The 16,333-nt window shown below is 71.9% G+C and carries 15 protein-coding genes; 9 read left to right on the top strand and 6 right to left on the bottom strand.

From position 1 onward, the window contains the following. Positions 1-126: 126 nt before the first annotated feature. Both AB0I03_RS21140 and AB0I03_RS21135 read left to right on the top strand, forming a co-directional pair. The gene (locus tag AB0I03_RS21140; protein WP_360415394.1) at positions 127-792 is read left to right on the top strand and encodes a CatB-related O-acetyltransferase; all 666 of its coding nucleotides are present in this window, start codon (positions 127-129) and stop codon (positions 790-792) included. After that, the gene (locus AB0I03_RS21135; protein WP_360415392.1) at positions 792-1,658 is read left to right on the top strand and encodes a virginiamycin B lyase; all 867 of its coding nucleotides are present in this window, start codon (positions 792-794) and stop codon (positions 1,656-1,658) included. The genes AB0I03_RS21140 and AB0I03_RS21135 overlap by 1 nt, the downstream gene beginning before the upstream one ends. Positions 1,659-1,716: 58 nt before the next feature. Here the strand turns inward: AB0I03_RS21135 and AB0I03_RS21130 are convergent, their stop codons facing one another. Both AB0I03_RS21130 and AB0I03_RS21125 read right to left on the bottom strand, forming a co-directional pair. Beyond that, entirely contained in the window at positions 1,717-2,907 is a 1,191-nt protein-coding gene (locus AB0I03_RS21130) for a M20 family metallopeptidase (protein ID WP_360415390.1), read from the bottom strand. 159 nt (positions 2,908-3,066) lie between these two features. After that, positions 3,067-4,863, bottom strand: a complete 1,797-nt coding sequence (locus tag AB0I03_RS21125; protein WP_360415388.1) for a 5'-nucleotidase C-terminal domain-containing protein — start codon at positions 4,861-4,863, stop codon at positions 3,067-3,069. A gap of 184 nt (positions 4,864-5,047) precedes the next feature. Between AB0I03_RS21125 and AB0I03_RS21120 the strand changes: the two genes are divergently transcribed. Further along, the gene (locus tag AB0I03_RS21120; protein ID WP_360415386.1) at positions 5,048-6,046 is read left to right on the top strand and encodes a 2-dehydropantoate 2-reductase; all 999 of its coding nucleotides are present in this window, start codon (positions 5,048-5,050) and stop codon (positions 6,044-6,046) included. A 164-nt stretch (positions 6,047-6,210) separates the two neighbouring features. Here the strand turns inward: AB0I03_RS21120 and AB0I03_RS21115 are convergent, their stop codons facing one another. The 3 genes from AB0I03_RS21115 to AB0I03_RS21105 are packed head-to-tail and all read right to left on the bottom strand — an operon-like array spanning position 6,211 to position 9,605. Continuing rightward, complete coding sequence (locus tag AB0I03_RS21115; protein ID WP_360415384.1) at positions 6,211-7,266, bottom strand: ATP-binding protein; 1,056 nt, start codon at positions 7,264-7,266, stop codon at positions 6,211-6,213. After that, positions 7,263-7,934: a response regulator transcription factor gene (locus AB0I03_RS21110; RefSeq protein WP_360415382.1), complete on the bottom strand. Its 672-nt coding sequence runs from the start codon at positions 7,932-7,934 to the stop codon at positions 7,263-7,265. The genes AB0I03_RS21115 and AB0I03_RS21110 overlap by 4 nt, the downstream gene beginning before the upstream one ends. Before the next feature lie 12 nt (positions 7,935-7,946). Beyond that, on the bottom strand, positions 7,947-9,605 hold the full coding sequence (locus tag AB0I03_RS21105) for a serine hydrolase domain-containing protein (protein ID WP_360415380.1): 1,659 nt from the start codon (positions 9,603-9,605) through the stop codon (positions 7,947-7,949). Positions 9,606-9,711: 106 nt separating this feature from the next. On the opposite strand from AB0I03_RS21105, the gene AB0I03_RS21100 reads away from it, so the two are divergent. Beyond that, entirely contained in the window at positions 9,712-10,578 is an 867-nt protein-coding gene (locus AB0I03_RS21100) for an alpha/beta hydrolase (RefSeq protein ID WP_360415675.1), read from the top strand. Here the strand turns inward: AB0I03_RS21100 and AB0I03_RS21095 are convergent. Further along, positions 10,568-11,872: a BNR-4 repeat-containing protein gene (locus AB0I03_RS21095; protein ID WP_360415378.1), complete on the bottom strand. Its 1,305-nt coding sequence runs from the start codon at positions 11,870-11,872 to the stop codon at positions 10,568-10,570. The two genes, AB0I03_RS21100 and AB0I03_RS21095, sit on opposite strands and share 11 nt — an antisense overlap. A 186-nt stretch (positions 11,873-12,058) precedes the next feature. Between AB0I03_RS21095 and AB0I03_RS21090 the strand changes: the two genes are divergently transcribed. The 5 genes from AB0I03_RS21090 (at position 12,059) to argG (ending at position 16,278) form a co-directional block, all read left to right on the top strand. Continuing rightward, positions 12,059-12,805 (top strand): GAP family protein, encoded by a 747-nt coding sequence (locus AB0I03_RS21090; protein ID WP_360415376.1) that lies wholly within the window; start codon positions 12,059-12,061, stop codon positions 12,803-12,805. 116 nt (positions 12,806-12,921) lie between these two features. Continuing rightward, positions 12,922-13,548, top strand: a complete 627-nt coding sequence (locus tag AB0I03_RS21085; RefSeq protein WP_360415673.1) for a VOC family protein — start codon at positions 12,922-12,924, stop codon at positions 13,546-13,548. Positions 13,549-13,699: 151 nt separating this feature from the next. Next, positions 13,700-14,062: a hypothetical protein gene (locus AB0I03_RS21080; RefSeq protein WP_360415374.1), complete on the top strand. Its 363-nt coding sequence runs from the start codon at positions 13,700-13,702 to the stop codon at positions 14,060-14,062. A 146-nt stretch (positions 14,063-14,208) separates the two neighbouring features. After that, positions 14,209-14,664 (top strand): hypothetical protein, encoded by a 456-nt coding sequence (locus AB0I03_RS21075; protein WP_360415372.1) that lies wholly within the window; start codon positions 14,209-14,211, stop codon positions 14,662-14,664. Between the two features lie 168 nt (positions 14,665-14,832). Continuing rightward, a complete protein-coding gene (argG, locus tag AB0I03_RS21070) occupies positions 14,833-16,278 on the top strand; it encodes an argininosuccinate synthase (RefSeq protein WP_360415370.1) in 1,446 nt (481 codons plus the stop codon). Positions 16,279-16,333: the final 55 nt, after the last annotated feature.

Here is a 16,333-nt window from a genome sequence, read left to right as displayed (position 1 = left end):
CCGGCCTCTTCGGCGGCCGGCGGGACACAAGGGGGTCCCGCCGGCCGCCGTTCGTTATCATCGAACGCTCTGAGCGGCCCGGTTCCACCCGACTCGGTGCCGACTCGTTGCGACAGAGAGGGAGCGATGACGAACGCCATTCCCGACCCGCACACGCTGCACCCGATACCGGCCTTTCCGCGGGTCGTCTTCCTCAGACCGCTCGTGAAGGACCCCAGGATCACGGTCGGCGAGTACACCTACTACGACGACCCGGACGCGGCCGACGAGTTCGAGACCCGGAACGTGCTCTACGCCTACGGGCCCGAGCGGCTCGTCATCGGCAGGTACTGCGCGATCGCCGCCGGCACGCGCTTCATCATGGCCGGGGCGAACCACCTGATGACCGGTGTCTCGACCTTCCCGTTCACGATTTTCGGCGGCGAGTGGGCCGACCGCACGGCCGATCTGCTGCAGGGCGTCGAGTCCCGCGGGGACACCGTGGTCGGCAACGACGTGTGGATCGGCTACAACGCCCTCGTGATGCCCGGGGTGCGCATCGGCGACGGGGCGATCGTCGCCGCCGGCTCGGTCGTGACGGCCGATGTGGAGCCTTACACGATCGTCGGCGGCAACCCGGCGAAGCCGGTCAAGCGCCGCTTCGACGCGGCGGGCACCGCCCTGATGCTCGACGCGGCGTGGTGGGACTGGCCCGTCGCGGTCGTGACCGAGCATGCGCGCACGATCATGTCCGGCACCCCGGCCGGCATCGCGGCCATCGCCGAATCCCTGCGAGCGAAGGGCATCGTCTGATGCGGACTATCGAAGTCGCCAAGGGCGCGTACGGGATCGCCTTCGGACCGGACGGGTCGACCTGGTTCACCGTCGCCGAGGGCGCCCAGGTCGGGCACCTCGCCGAAGGCGGCGAGCCGCGGTATCACCGGCTGGAGGCCGGCTCGCAGCCCACTGTGGTCGCCGTCGCTCCGGACGGCGCGGCCTGGTTCACCGAGTACAAGACCGACAAGATCGGCCGCATCGGCGTTGGCGACGACAGCGCTGACGGCGAGCCGACCGAGATCCGGCTGGCGGAGGGCGCGGGGCCGTACGGCATCGCGGTCGACCGCTCGGGCGCGGTGTGGTTCACCGAGACCGCCACCGACCACATCGGACGAATCGGACCGGATGGGGAACTGACCCGGTTCACGATCCCGCACCGGGGCGGCTTCCCGTCCGCGATCGCGGCCGCACCGGACGGCGCCATGTGGTTCACGCTCAACGCCGCCGCTTCGGTCGGGCACGTGAACGCGGACGGCGCGGTCACGGTGATCCCGCTCGGACTCGACGGGGCCGCACCGGTCGGCATCAGCGCCGGTGCGAGCGGCGTGTGGTTCGCCGACATCATGGGCGACCGGATCGGCCGGATCGACGAGGACGGCACGGTCAACGCCTTCGCATTGAGCGAGGGCGCGAAGCCGCACGCCGTGGCGGTCGACGCCGAGGGCGGCTGCTGGTTCACCGAATGGGGCGGCAACCGCCTCGGACACGTCAGCGCCGACGGCCAGGTCAGCGGCTACGACCTGTCGGCGGCCGGCAGTGAACCGCACGGTCTGGCGATCGCCGCGGACGGCGCGGTCTGGGTCGCGCTCGAGACCGGTCGGCTCGCACGCATCGAACCGTAGGCGCCGCAAGGGGCGGCCCGCAGCGCGGACCGCCCCTCCAAGACTCTTGCATGAACTGCTAGCCGCGGGCCATGCGCCGCACGGCCAGCTCCGCGAGGAGGGCCGCGCCGTCGGCGAGGACGCTGTCGTCGAAGGCCGCCCTGGGGGAGTGGTTGGAGGCCGCGTCGTCCGGGTCGTCCTGGATCGTCGCGCCGTAGAACATGTAGCTGCCCGGCACGTTCTCGAGCACCCGCGAGAAGTCCTCGGAGCCCATCACCGGGAACGGCATCTCCGTGTACCGGGCCTCGCCGAAGAGGTCCTTCACGGTGGCCTCCACGAACGCCGCCTCGTCCGCATCGTTCACGGTCGCAGGGTATTCGCGGTCGAACCGAACCTCGGCCGAGAGGCCGTGCGCGGTCGCGATGTCCTCGGCGAGCTTCACCGATTCCTTCTCGACCTGGTCGAGCGCCTCGGCCGAGAACGTCCGCACGGTCGCCTCGAACTTCGCGTTGTCCGGGATGATGTTGTGCCGCGTCCCCGCGTGGAAGGTCCCCACGGTGATGACGATCGGCTCGAACGTCGAGAACCGCCGCGTCACGAGCGTCTGCAGCGCCGTGACGATCTCAGCCGCCACCGGGATCGGGTCGAGCGTCGCGTGCGGGCGCGACCCGTGCCCGCCCTTGCCGACCACGTTCACGAACAGGCCCGACGATGCGGCCATCATCGGCCCCGGCCTCGTCGTGAACACCCCGCGCGGCACCATGTCCGAGATGACGTGCAGCCCGTAGGCGGCATCGGCCTTGCGCCCCGCCGCCTCCAGCACGCCCTCGGCGATCATGTGGCCCGCGCCGTCCTGGCCCTCCTCGCCCGGCTGGAACATGAACACCACGTCCCCGGCCAGCTCGGCCCGGTGCGCCGACAAGAGCTTCGCCGCGCCCACGAGCCCGGCCGTGTGCAGGTCGTGGCCGCACGCGTGCATGGTGCCGACGTGCTCCGACGTGTACGCCACGCCGGTCTCCTCGGTGACCGGCAGGGCGTCCATGTCGCCGCGCAGCAGCACGACCGGCCCCGGACTCCCGCCGCGCAGGACCGCAGTGACCGACGTGGAGGTGCGGCCGAGCGTGATCTCCAGCGGCAGTCCTGCGAGGGCCGCGAGCACGGCCGCCTGCGTCTTCGGAAGGTCGAGCCCGATCTCGGGGATCCGGTGCAGTTCGCGGCGCAGCGCGATCAGCTCGGGCGCGATCGCGGCGGCCTCTTCCCGAAAGTCCATGTGCACTCCTGGGCGTATTGGGATTCATCAACTAGCCGGACGGCAAGCCGCCCGGTGACCGCAATACTGCCACGTCCCGCCCGTGCGGCGACAGCCCTTTGCGCGGGCGCGAACGCGAACGGCGCCGCAGCCCGACGGGCCGCGGCGCCGCACCGGCCCTTAGAAGACCGGCGTGCCCTCGCGGGTGAGGATCCACTCGGCCGCGGCGAAGTCGGCCGGGTCGAGGCGGCCCTTCGCCGTCACCCACTCGATGATCCTGGTGCGGATCTCGATCGACTCGCTCCACAGCTCCGGGGCCGCCGCCACGTGCGGGAAGTTCCCGCCGCCGTTGGCCCGGTAGTTGTTGACCGCCATCACGAACTGCTGGTCGTCGGCCAGGTCCGCGCCCTGGTACTTGAGGTTCGCGATCCGCGAGCCGGCCGGCTGGGCGATGTCGATCTCGTAGCTCAGGCCCGAGACGTAGTCGTAGTTGTAGTCCGGGCGGCCCTCGGCGCCGGTGATGTTGTCCGTCTTCGCGGCCGTGTCCACGACGACCTCGGCGCCGACCGGGGTCTGGACGAAGTACTGCGCCGAGTACTCCAGGTACGCCCGGACCTGCGCGCCGGTCATGAGCTTCGCGGCCAGCGTGTTGTCGTAGATGTACAGGCTCGAGAGGTCCTTGATCTTCACGTTCGCGTCCGGGAGCTCGGCCGTGCGCGAGAACGGCGAGGCCTGCGCGATCACCGGCAGGTCCGCGTACTCGGTGCCCGCGAGCGCGGCCTTGACGGTGTCCTCCTGGACCTTCGCGATGAGGTCGATGATCGGCTCGTCCTTGTAGCGGGCCTCGACGGTGGTCAGCTTGACCACGGCCTGCTCGGCGACCACCTGGTTGACGTAGGTGACGACCTCGTTGTGCTCGTCGGAGAGGATCTCGGCGATGCGCTCGTCCTCCTCCACCTCGTTGGAGTTGAGGATCGAGGCCTTCACGGACTCGACCTTCCACTTGCCCTTCTCGAGGACCAGCTCGAAGTCGAACAGGGTGAGGCGCTGGCCGTAGCAGAGCGGGTTGGAGAGGACGACCTCGCGGCCGTCGGGGTCGGCGACGCGCAGCTCCTCGATCTCGACGTGGGAGTGGCCCACGAGGATCGCGTCGATGCCGCTGACCTGCTGGGCGACGAGTGCGGCGGCGTTCTCGACGCCGAGGCCGGTGGAGGTGTCGTAGGCGGACTTGCCGGAGGTGCCGGAGTGCGCGGAGATGACGACGACATCGGCGCCCATCGCCTTGAGCTTGGGCACCCAGTGCGCGGCCTCGGACTCCAGGCTCGGGAACTCGAGCACGCCGTCCACGTAGGCCTTGTCCCAGATGGTGACGCCGGGGGTGCAGAGGCCGAGGATGGCGACCTTGACGTCCTTGCCGCAGCCGGTGCGCATGCGGACCATGTGGTACGGCGGGAAGGCGGGGCGGCCGGTCGCGACGTCGATCGTGTTGGCGCCCAGGAGCGGGAACTCGAGCTGCGATTCGAACTTGCGGAGGGTGTCGAGCCCGTAGTTGAACTCGTGGTTGCCGAGTGCGGCGGCGTCGTAGCCGATCTCGTTCATGGACTGGGCCATGGGGTGAATGGGCCCGGCCTCGGCGGCGATCGGGTCGACGCGGGCGTAGTAGTACGCCAGGGGCGTGCCCTGGATGGTGTCGCCGGAGTCGATGAGGAGGGTGTTCTTGCGGCCCTTGGCTTCGCGGATCTGCTTGACGAGGGTGGCGATGCGGGCGATGCCGCGGGTGTTGCCGGCGGCGTCGGCGTACTCCTTGTCGGCGAAGTAGTCCCAGTTGAAGACGTTGCCGTGGAGGTCGGTCGTGCCCATCACGGTGAAGGAGTACCGCTTGGTGCGCTTGGCCTCGGCGGGTGAGGCGGCGGCGACGGCAGCGGCCGCCCCCGCGGCGGCCGATGCTCCCAGAAGGGTTCTGCGGTTGACGGTCATGTGCGGCTCTCCAGTTTCTGCGCCGAGGGATTCGAGCAATATGTGAGGAGTATTGCACCTGGCCAGGGGGGTCATCCCATGACCCCATATTGAACGAGCGATGTCGATCCCGAAACGATTCGGCCGGAAAAGGCGGCATCGGCCGCGCCTCGCGCAGGACCATGAGCGGCAGTAGCATCCGAGGATGATCTGCGTCTACGGTGCCGGGAGCATCGGCTGCTATGTCGGCGGCAGGCTCGCGGCGGCCGGTGCCGAGGTCGTCTTCGTCGGCCGGCGGCGGCTCGCCGACGAGGTCGCCGCGCACGGGCTCACCCTCACCGACCTGCACGGCGCCGCAGCCCGCCTCGATGCGCCCAGGTACGCGACCGCGCCGGAGGCCGCCGCCGGAGCCGGCCTCGTGCTCGTCACCGTCAAGTCCGCCGCCACCGCCGAGGCCGCCGCAGCGCTCGCCCCGCACCTCGCGCCCGGCGCGGTCGTCGTGAGCCTCCAGAACGGGCTGCGGAACGCGGCCGTCCTGCGCGAGCACCTGCCGGAGGCCACGGTGCTCGCGGGGACCGTCGGCTTCAACGTGGTCCGCACCGGCGACGGCCGCTTCCACCAGGGCACCGACGGCGACCTCGGCGTCGAGGACCACACCGCGCTCGACGCCTTCGCGCCGGCATTCGCGCGGGCCGGGCTCGACCTCGCCCGCGAGGCCGACCTCCGCGGCGTCCAGGCCGCGAAACTCCTGCTCAACCTCAACAACGCCATCAACGCCCTGTCGGACCTGCCGCTCAAGGCCGAACTCTCGCAGCGCGCCTACCGCCGCTGCCTCGCCCTCGCCCAGCGCGAAGCCCTCGCCGCCTACAAGGCGGCCGCCCTCCGCCCCGCCAAGACCGCCGGGCTCGACCCGCGACTGCTCCCCGTCCTCCTCGGCCTGCCCGATGCGCTGTTCACCCGCGCCGCTGCGCGCATGCTCGCCATGGACCCGCACGCCCGATCCTCCACTTGGGACGATCTCGAAGCCGGTCGGCCGACCGAAGTGGACTACCTCAACGGCGAGATCGTCGCCCTGGCCGCCGAGCACGGCCTTGCCGCGCCCGTCAACCGCCGCCTCGCCGAGCTCGTGCACGCCGCCGAGCGCGGCGGCTTCCGCGATTGGACCGGGCCCGCGCTCCTCGCCCAACTGCGCCGCGCCCGCTGACCCCGCCGCGCCCCGGCCTGTTCGACTGCCTCGAACGGCACCCGCCTGACCTGTCGAAGCGCACCGAAGCCCAACGGGCCGAACGGGAACGGCTGCTCACACCGGAACCGGTCGGAGGCGGCGGAACGGGACGCGCGCTCATGCGCGAGCAGGAGCAGCGCTCGTCACCCCTCGCGGATCGGGAAGGTGAGCCGGAACCGGCAGCCTCGCTCGGCGTCGAGGAGTTCGGCCTCGCCGCCGTGGGCCTGGGCGATCTGGCGGGCGATCGGGAGCCCCAGGCCGGTGCCCGGGGCGCGGTCGCCGCGCCAGAACCGCTCGAAGACCTGGTCGCGTTCGGCCGCGGGGATGCCCGGGCCCTCGTCGCTCACGGTGATCGCGATGCCGGTGGCCGTGCGTTCGACCGCCACGGCGACTGCGGTACTGGCAGGTGCGTGCTTGACGGCGTTGTGGACGAGGTTCGCGACCGCGCGGTGCACACTCGGCCCGTCGACCGGGGCCTCGGCGGCGTCGCCGTGCAGTTCCAAGCGGACAGTGCGCGAGGCGGCGAACGCGGCGGTTTCGGCGAAGACCTCGCGGACCAGGGCCGTGATCTCGGTGGGGCGGCGGTCGATCACGCGGGCCCTGCCGCGCGCGTCGACGAGCAGTTCGCCCACCGCGTCGCGCAGCCGCTCGGCCGCGTTCCGGCTGCGCTCCAGGCCCTCCCGGTAGAGGGCCAGGTCCGGGTCGGGGTGGCGCAGCAGGACCTCGGCCCCGGTGATCAGGACCGCGAGGGGCGTCCGCAGCTCGTGGCTGGTCTCCTCGATGAGCCGCCGCTGCACCTGCGCCGACCGCTCCAGGCGGTCGAGCATCGCGTCGAACGCGGCGGCGAGCCCGATCGCCTCGGTGGTGCCCTCCCCGCCGCCCACGCGCAGACTCAGGTCGGAGGCCTCGATGCGTTCGGCCGCTTCGCGAATGCGCTCGAAGGGCCGCACCGCCCGGCCCGACCACCACCATGCGAGCGCCGCCGTGACCGGCAGCAGCGCGATCACCGTGGACCACGCCCACCCGGTGGGATCGACGCCGGTGGCCGAGACCAGGCGGGTGGTGCCGTCAGGGGCGGTCTCGGTGACCTCGTGCCGGTCGATCGAGGTCACCGCGAAGACGAGCACCACCGGCAGGTAGATCGCGAGGGCGCCGGTGAGCGCGAGCCGGGCGCGCAGGGATCGCAGCGCGCCGATCACGGCGTTGCCCGCAGGACGTAGCCGACACCGTTCACTGTGGATATCGGGCCGGGTTCGCCGAGCTTGCGCCGCAGGCGGCTGAGGATCACGCGCACGGAGGCGGTGAACGGGTCGGCGTTGGCGTCCCAGACGTGTTCGAGCAGCTCCTCGGCGCTCACCGTGCGCCCGGGGTGGTGCATGAGGTAGCGGAGCATCGAGAACTCCCGCGGGGTCAGGTCGAGTTCGACGCCGCCGCGCCAGGCCCGGTGCGCGGCGGCGTCGAGCCGCAGGTCGCCGACGGCGAGGACCGCGTCGCGGACGTCGGCGCGCCGGGAGAGCGCGCGCAGCCGCGCGGCCAGCTCCTGGAAGCTGAACGGTTTGACGAGGTAGTCGTCGGCGCCCGCGTCGAGCCCGGCGACCCGGTCGTCCACGGCGTCGCGGGCGGTGAGCACGAGCACGCGGCGGGGGCGGCGCAGCGCGGGGTCGGCGCCGAGCCGCCGCAGCAGCTCGAGGCCGTCCCCGTCCGGCAGGCCGAGGTCGAGGCAGGCCACGTCGAAGTCGTTGCTGCACAGCAGGTCTTCGGCTTCGGCACAGGTCTGGGCGAGGTCCACGGCGTAGGCCTCGTTCCGCAGGCCCAGCGCGAGGACCGGGCCCAGGTCGCGGTCGTCCTCGACCAGCAGGATGCGCACGCCGCCCCCTTCCTATGCGCCGCGGCGGGCTTCGAGGGCGCCGTTCGCGCCCTCGACGGTCATCAGGTCGTCCTCGAAGACCACCTGGACGCCCTCGCCGTCCCCGGCGGAGTCGGCCCCGCGGTATTCACCGTCGCCCTCGGGCACCAGCGTAAACGCGGGAGGCTCGATCCCGAGCGAGACGGCGCCGATGTCGCCGTGCTCGCCCAGCGCGTACCAGGCGAGCACGGTGTCGCCGCCCGAATCGATCCGCACGTACGTGTGCAGTTCGCCGTCCGCGTCCACGGTCCCGGCGAGTTCGAGGCCGTCGATCGCGCCGAGGTCGGCTTCGATCGCCTCGCGCTCCTCGCGGCCCACTTCGGTCTCGCCGTTCAGGAGTGCGAGCACGGCGGCCTCGTGGGCGGTGACGTCCTCGGCGGTGTGGTCGCCGGACTCGAACAGGGCCGCCACGGCCTCGGCGCCGTCGGCCGCGACCTCGAGGCCGTCCTCTATGGCGGTGACGGTGAAGGTGGCACCGGCGTCGGTGGTGTAGACGCCTTCGCGCGCTTGGAGCTCGGCGGGATCGACCTCCGCGCGGCCCTCGGGGGCGGGGATGGGCTCGCCGGTGAGGAGCGCCGGGGCGATCGCCTCGACCAGTTCACCGGCGATGACCTCCTCGGAGTTCGACGCGGCCGCGAGGGCCGTGCCGCTCTCGGGCAGCCAGGCCGCCGTCGCGTTGTGGCCGGTGTCCCCGCCGCCCCCGGAGGCGGTGATGAACGGAGCGCCGAACATCTCGGGGCCCACGGACACCCAGCCGGGGAGCTCCATGGTGCCGTCGCCGTTGTCGAAAGCGGTGCCCAGCAGCAGGTCCACCGCGTCCGGCGAGATGACCGCGCCGGTGAACAGGCCCCTGGTCCAGTCGCGCAGTTCGACGGCGGTCATGGCCAGGTCGCCGTTCCCGGCGAGCGCCCAGTGCGGCCCGGCGAAGTCCCCGTTCTCCTGCGCGGGCTGCCCGTCGACGATGCCGACCGCGCGCGGCCCGGGTGCGGCGGGCTCGCCGTCCCAGAACCCGCCGATGCGCTCGCCGCCGACCTGCAGGATCTCCTCGGCCATGTACGCGCGGTAGTCGCCCGTGGTCTCGTCCACGATGAGCGCCAGCAGCGAGTAGCCGGCGTTCGAGTAGTAGAAGTCGGTGCCCGGCTCGAACGCCGAGGTCAGGGCGCTGATCCGCGCGACGGCCTCGTCGCGCTCGAGCGGCTGGTGGTCCTCGGCGTAGGCGCCTTCGAGACCGCTCGTGTGCAGCAGCAACTGCTCCACAGTGGCCTCCGCGGCGGGGCCTTCCAAGCCGGGCAGCAGGTCGCCTGCCGGGGCGTCGAGCGCGAGGCGGCCAGCGTCCGCGAGGTCGAGGACCGCGGCGGCCGTGAAGGCCTTGCTGATCGAGCCGATCGCGAACACGGTGTCCTCAGTGTTCGGGGTGTCCCCGTCCGCCGCGCCGAACGCGGCCCGGCAGTCGTGGTCCGCGCCGTCGCCGATCGCGAGCGCGCCGCTGAACCCGGCGTCGGCCCAGCTGCCGAGGGCGGTGGTGAACGCGGCGTCGCAGCCCGATGCGTTGGTCTCAGTCTCGACCTCGGGCTCGGCGCTGCAGGCGGCCGCCAGGAAGGCGGCCGCGAGTATGGCGAAGATGCGTCTCATGGACCGAACGCTAAGAGCAGCGGTGTGAACCGGGTGTAAACGCCGGGCATGGACCGGCCGCGCCGCGGGTATCCGGGCGCGACGGCGAGAGGGGCACCGCATGGCCATGTTCCCAGGGTTCGACGAATGGGACGTCCCGGTCGCCCCCGGGATCACCCTGCACGGGCGGTCCGGCGGGTCCGGGCCCGCCGTCCTGCTGCTGCACGGCCACCCGCGCACCCACGCCACCTGGCACCGCGTGGCCCCGGCGCTGGCGGCGGCGGGGCACACCGTCGTCTGCCCGGACCTGCGCGGCTACGGGGCCTCGTCCAAGCCCGAGCCCGATCCCGGGCACATCGCCTACTGCGACCGGACCATGGCCGCCGACATCACGGCGCTCATGTCGGCGCTCGGCCACGACACGTTCGCGGTCGCCGGCCACGACCGCGGCTGCTACGTCGCGTACCGGACCGCGCTCGACGCCCCCGACCGCGTCTCGCGGCTCGCGGTGTGCGACGGCGTGCCGATCCTCGAAGCGCTCGAGTGGGCCGACGCGCGCTTCGCCGAACGGTGGTGGCACTGGTTCTTCTACGGCGCCGCACCCCACGCGGAGCGGGTGATCACGGCCGACCCGCTCGCCTGGTACCGGCCGGACGAGGCGCGGATGGGCGCCGAGAACCACCGGGACATGGTCGCGGCCGTGACGAACCCGCTCACCGTGCGGGCCATGCTCGAGGACTACCGCGCCGGCCTCACCGTCGACCCCGTGATCGACGCGGCCGACCGCGAGGCCGGGCGGCGCATCGCCGCGCCCACGACCGCGATCTGGTCGCGGCACGACGACATGGAGCGGCTCTACGGCGACCCGGCGGCCATCTGGCGGCCCTGGTGCGAGCGGACCGTGCGGTCCGCGGTCATCGACTCGGGCCACCACATGGCCGAGGAGGCGCCCCGGCAGCTGACCGAGGCGCTCAGCGCGTTCCTCAGCCCGTGACCCTGGGGAGGTCCAGGAGCACGACCTCGCAGCGGTAGTGCTGCGAGGCGGTCATGGAGCCGCGGAACCACAGCAGCGGCGCGCGGGAGGGGTCGCCGGGGGCGACGATCGGCCGCAGGTTGTCCACTTCGGAGTGCTCGGTGACGGGCGTCCAGGCCCAGAACCGGCCGGCCGCCGCGGCGCGGCCGTGGAAGATCTCGCGGTGGGGGAGGACCGCGCCGTCGCGCGGGTCCACGAGCGTCGAGATGTACACCGAGCCGGCGTCGTACGGGTCGATCGCGGCCAGGCCCGTGTAGTCCTCCTCGTGCGGCATGAGGCCCGGCCCGGCCTTCGCCAGCTCGTTCACGGTCCACTCGCCGCCGGGCGACATGCGCGCGTAGAAGAACCGCAGGTCCGGCGCCGCCCGCTTCCGGTCGAGGACGAGTTCGTCCTCACCTGCGCGGGCGGTCAGGATCGCGGCGACCCCGCCGTTCGCGGTGGTGCGGATGTCCGTGGTCCAGCAGTGCGAGATCCGCACGCCGCCCCAGCGCGAACCCGCTTCGAGCACCGTCGTCAGCCCCTCCTGCGAGGGCGCCTCGCCGTCGAGCGCCTGGGGGTCCAGGACGGTGCCGTCGCTGCGGTGGAGTGCGCCGTCCTGGAGGTACCCGTGGTAGATCGAGTTGTCGAAGTCCCGCGGGTGGTGGTCGGTGGTGACCAGGTGCAGGCGGTCCCCGGCGGCGGCGTACCGCGTGTAGCCGTTCACGTAGCCGACCTTCGGGCGGGTGAAGAGCTTGCCCGCGTACGCCCAGGTCTCGCCCTCGTCGTCCGAGACCAGCGCGCACTGGTCGTCGTTCACGGCGCGCGCGAAGCAGTACAGGCGCCCGCCCATCGCCCGCAGGTTCGAGTAGGTGACGCCGCGGCCGCCGGTGTGCGGGCTCCAGTCGAAGGACCGCTCGGGCCCCCACGCGGTCGGATCGTTCGGTTCGCTGATGCGCCAACGGGTCAGGTCGTCGCTCTTGTGCTTGGTGTAGACGGCGAGCCAGCGCCCGTCCGAGCGCCGCCACAGCGCGGGCACGTCGTGGTCGTCCGTCTCGAACCGCTCGTGCAGCACCACGATCTCGGAGGAGCCGGTGCGCAGGTCCACGACCGCCAGCTCCACATTGCCCGAGCGGGCCTTCCCGCCCGGCCCTTCGGCGGCCGCGATCGATCCGACCACGAGCTGCTGCGCATCGGGGTCGACGAGCGCGCGCTCGTCCTGGAACCAGCACCATGCGCCGTTGTCGTTGACGACGACCGGATCGGCGAACCGGGGCATGAGGGCCTCCTTCGGCGGGTCCGCGCGGCGCGGACGCATCGCCGCCCGACACTATCTGAAAGCGGTATCCAAGGACGGCGCGGCCCCGCCCGCACCCAACGGCGTGCCACCAAAGATGCAGGCCCCCACGCAAACCTCGATCCCGAGACCGACGCCCCCGCCCCCGCGCCTCCCTAGGCTCGGACCATGGACCTCGCACTCGCGGCCTCCCTAGCGGCCCTCGCGCTCATCGACTCGACCAGCTTCGGCACGCTCCTCATCCCGATCTGGCTGCTCCTCGCCCCCGGCCGCGTCAGGGCCGGCCGCATGCTCGCCTACCTCGCCACCATCGCCGTCTTCTACTTCGGCGTCGGCCTGCTCATCGCCGTCGGCGCCACCACCTTCATCGATGACATCGGCGCCCTCCTCGACACCCGGCCCGCACTGTGGACCCAGCTCGTCCTCGGCGTCGGCCTGCTCGTCCTCAGCTTCCGCTTCGACTCCAAGAAGCAGCAGGGCGAGAGCGGGCGCACCGCGCGCTGGCGCGAACGGGCCCTCGGCATCGAGACCGGCGAAGGCGACGGCGCGACCCGCACGCGGGCCTCGGTGCTGCCGCTCATGGGCCTCGCGCTCGCGGCGGCCACGATCGAGGTCGCCACGATGCTGCCGTACCTGGCCGCGATCGGCCTGGTCACCTCCGCCGGGATCGGGGCCGGCGGGATCACGCTCACCATGGCCGGGTACTGCCTGGTGATGGTGCTGCCCGCGCTCCTGCTGCTGGGGGCCCGCCTGGTCGCGCGCAGCGCCGTCGAGCCGCTGCTGCAGCGGATCAACGACTGGATGGTCAAGAACGCCGCCTCCACGACCGGCTGGGTGCTCGGCATCGTCGGCTTCCTCGTCGCCCGGGACGCGGCCTGGCGGCTCGACCTGTTCGAGCTCCTCCTCAACCGCTGAGCGGCCGCCGTCCGGGGACCGCCCGGGAGTGGTCAGGAATCGAGAAGCGCCGGGGCCCTCTCGGAAATATCGTTGGTGACATGAGCAAGACCAGCGCAAACGTTGAGGAGCACACCATGAACGCCATCGAGACCGTCACCCTCGAAGTCGAGGACACCGCCGCCGCCGAAGCCTTCTACGCCGCCGCGTTCGACGTGCCGTTCAACCAGGGCGAGGACTCCTGGCTGCGTGTGCGGCCCGCCAAGGACGCCAGCAGCGGCTTCCGCGGCTTCGCGATCTCCCTCGTGGTCGCCCAGCCGGGCACCGTCGACAGCTTCGCCGAGACCGCCGTCGCCGCCGGCGCGACCGCGATCAAGGCCCCCGAGAAGAGCCTGTGGGGCTACGGCGCGGTCCTGCGCGACCCGTTCGGCAACATCTGGAAGCTCGCCACCTCCCAGAAGAAGCAGACCGGCCCTGTGACCCGCGAGGTCGAGTCGGTCAACGTCGGCATCGGCGTCGCGGACGTCGCCGCGACCAAGCAGTTCTACATCGACAAGGGACTCAAGGTCGCCAAGGCCTTCGGGCGCAAGTACGTCGAGTTCGAGGCCCCGGGCGACGCGGTGTCGCTCTCGCTCTACAGCCGCAAGTTCGCCGCCAAGACCTCGTTCGTCCCGCCCGAGGGCTCCGGCTCGCACCGCATCGTCTTCGGCAGCGGCGCAGGCACGTTCACCGACGCGGACGGCTTCGAGTGGGAAGCGGCGTAGGGGTCCCGGGCCCAGGGCCGCAAGCGGAACGGCGCGGGCGTCCGGCCCGTGCCGAGGCGGCGGTGACGTATGCGTCAGCCGGGAGCAGTTCGGGCAATTCGGCGGGCCCGGCCTGTTAGCGTGGCCCCACATCACGCGAACGGAGCACCCCATGACGGCACGACGAACCCTCGCCGCACTCGCCATCGGCGCACTCCTGGCGCTCAGCGCCTGCAGTGAGGACGGCGGCATCGCGATCCCCAGCGACGCGCCCACCCTCCCCGACTGGGAGTCGTCCCTCGACGAGCTCGCCTCCGAGCTCCCGACGGACCTCGCCACCGACCTGTGGGCGATCGTCCCCGACGCCTCGCCCGAAGAGATCCTCCACAACGCGCAGGACATCTGCGGCGACATCGCGGCCAACGCCGACGAGGAGCAGCTCGCCCGCGACGCCGCCGAGCTCTTCGGCGTCGAGGAGGCCCAGGGCCCGAGCATCGTCGAGACCGTCCAGCCCTACTGCGACGTGATCGGCTAGCGCCTGATGGATGGGCGGGCAAATGCGGTCCAAGAGGCCCTAGTGTCCGTTTTCGGGGGCTCTGGTGAGGAAGCACCCACCCTTGTCGGCGAAACGAGCGGTCCGGGCTTTGCGGGAACCCGCACCGGGGCGGCTACCGTTGAAGGATGACCTACAGCTATCTCTCGAGCGACGCTGCCACAGCCGTCATCGAGTCCAAGTATCCCAAGGCGCAGCGTCTGGCCGCGCTGTCGGACATGCTCGATGCCGAGCTGCTGTGGGACCACGATGCCCGTACGTTCGTGTACGCCGTCGACTGCTGGATCGAGGGCACCGGTTACGGGACGCGCCTGCACACCTGCGCGGTCTGGAACGTCACCGCCGACAAGGACCTGGCCTTCGGGTTCTCCCGGGCGGCCAAGACCGCCGACGCCGAGCTGGTGTCGGCCGCCGCCAACGAGATCCTCGACATGGTGGCCGCCGGGGTGGCCGCCGCCGACGACGCCGCGGCCTCGGTCGCCATCACCGCGGTCCTCCACAGCGGCCTGGCGGAGTCGCCGTCCCGCAAGCCAATGTTCGCCGCGCTCCGCGCGCAGCAGGCCGCCCGCTCGTCCGCGGTCTGATCTGCATCGAAAGCGGGCCGTCCCCACTCGGGGGCGGCCCGCTTTCGCGTGCCCTGGAGTGAGGCTCGCCATGGCGGCGGCGCATCGCGCCTGGTCGCGGTCCCGGCCCGTGGACACGCCCCCCACCCCGGGTTGCATGAAAATTCAGCATCATGCATACTCATAACCATGTCTAAAGTTCTCTCCTCGCTCCCCGTCGGCGAACGCGTCGGCATCGCCTTCTCCGGTGGCCTGGACACCTCGGTGGCGGTCGCCTGGATGCGCGAGAAGGGCGCGGTGCCCTGCACGTACACCGCCGACATCGGCCAGTACGACGAGCCGGAGATCCACACGGTCCCCGGCCGGGCCGAGGCCTACGGCGCCGAGATCGCGCGCCTGGTCGACTGCAAGGCCGCCCTCGTCGAGGAGGGCCTGGCCGCCCTCGCCTGCGGCGCCTTCCACATCAAGTCCGGCGGGCGCACCTACTTCAACACCACCCCCCTCGGGCGGGCGGTGACCGGCACACTGCTGGTGCGGGCGATGCTCGAGGACGACGTGCAGATCTGGGGCGACGGCTCCACCTACAAGGGCAACGACATCGAGCGGTTCTACCGCTACGGCCTGCTCGCCAACCCCTCGCTGCGGATCTACAAGCCGTGGCTCGACGCGGGCTTCGTGAGCGAGCTCGGCGGCCGGACCGAGATGTCCGAATGGCTCGCCGACCGGCGGCTGCCCTACCGGGACAGCACCGAGAAGGCCTACTCCACGGACGCCAACATCTGGGGCGCCACCCACGAGGCCAAGACCCTCGAGCACCTCGACACCGGCATGGAGACCGTCGAGCCCATCATGGGCGTCAAGCACTGGGACCCGGCCGTCGAGATCGAGACCGAGGACGTCCAGATCGGCTTCGAGCAGGGCCGGCCGGTCCAGATCAACGGCAAGGAGTTCGGCTCCGCCGTCGACCTCGTGCTCGAGGCCAACGCGATCGGCGGGCGGCACGGCCTGGGCATGTCCGACCAGATCGAGAACCGGATCATCGAGGCCAAGAGCCGGGGCATCTACGAGGCCCCGGGCATGGCCCTCCTGCACGCCGCCTACGAGCGGCTCGTGAACGCCATCCACAACGAGGACACCCTCGCGATCTACCACGCCGAGGGCCGGCGGCTCGGCCGGCTGCTGTACGAGGGCCGGTGGCTCGACCCGCAGGCGCTCATGATCCGCGAGTCGCTGCAGCGGTGGGTCGGCACGGCCGTCACCGGCACGGTGACCCTGCGGCTGCGGCGCGGCGAGGACTACTCGATCATCGACACGTCCGGGCCCGCGTTCAGCTACCACCCGGACAAGCTCTCGATGGAGCGGACCGAGGACTCGGCGTTCGGCCCGAACGACCGGATCGGCCAGCTGACCATGCGGAACCTCGACATCGCCGACTCGCGGTCGAAGCTCGAGCAGTACGCCGGGATCGGCATGGTCGGCAGCGCCCACCCGACGATGATCGGCGCGGCGCAGGCCGCCTCCACCGGCCTCATCGGCGCGATGCCCTCGGGCGGCGCCCTCGCGATCGCCTCGCGCGGCGAGGCCCCCGACGAGGAGCTGCTGGACCACGCCGCCATCGAGTTCGGCACCGACTAACACGCGCGAGCGCGCCCCGGGATCCGCGGATCCCGGGGCGCGCGCGCGCGGTCAG

The sequence above is a fragment of the Glycomyces sp. NPDC021274 genome (assembly GCF_040641195.1).
In the GTDB taxonomy this organism is placed as follows: domain Bacteria; phylum Actinomycetota; class Actinomycetes; order Mycobacteriales; family Micromonosporaceae; genus Glycomyces.
This window is presented reverse-complemented; position numbering and strand designations above follow the sequence as displayed.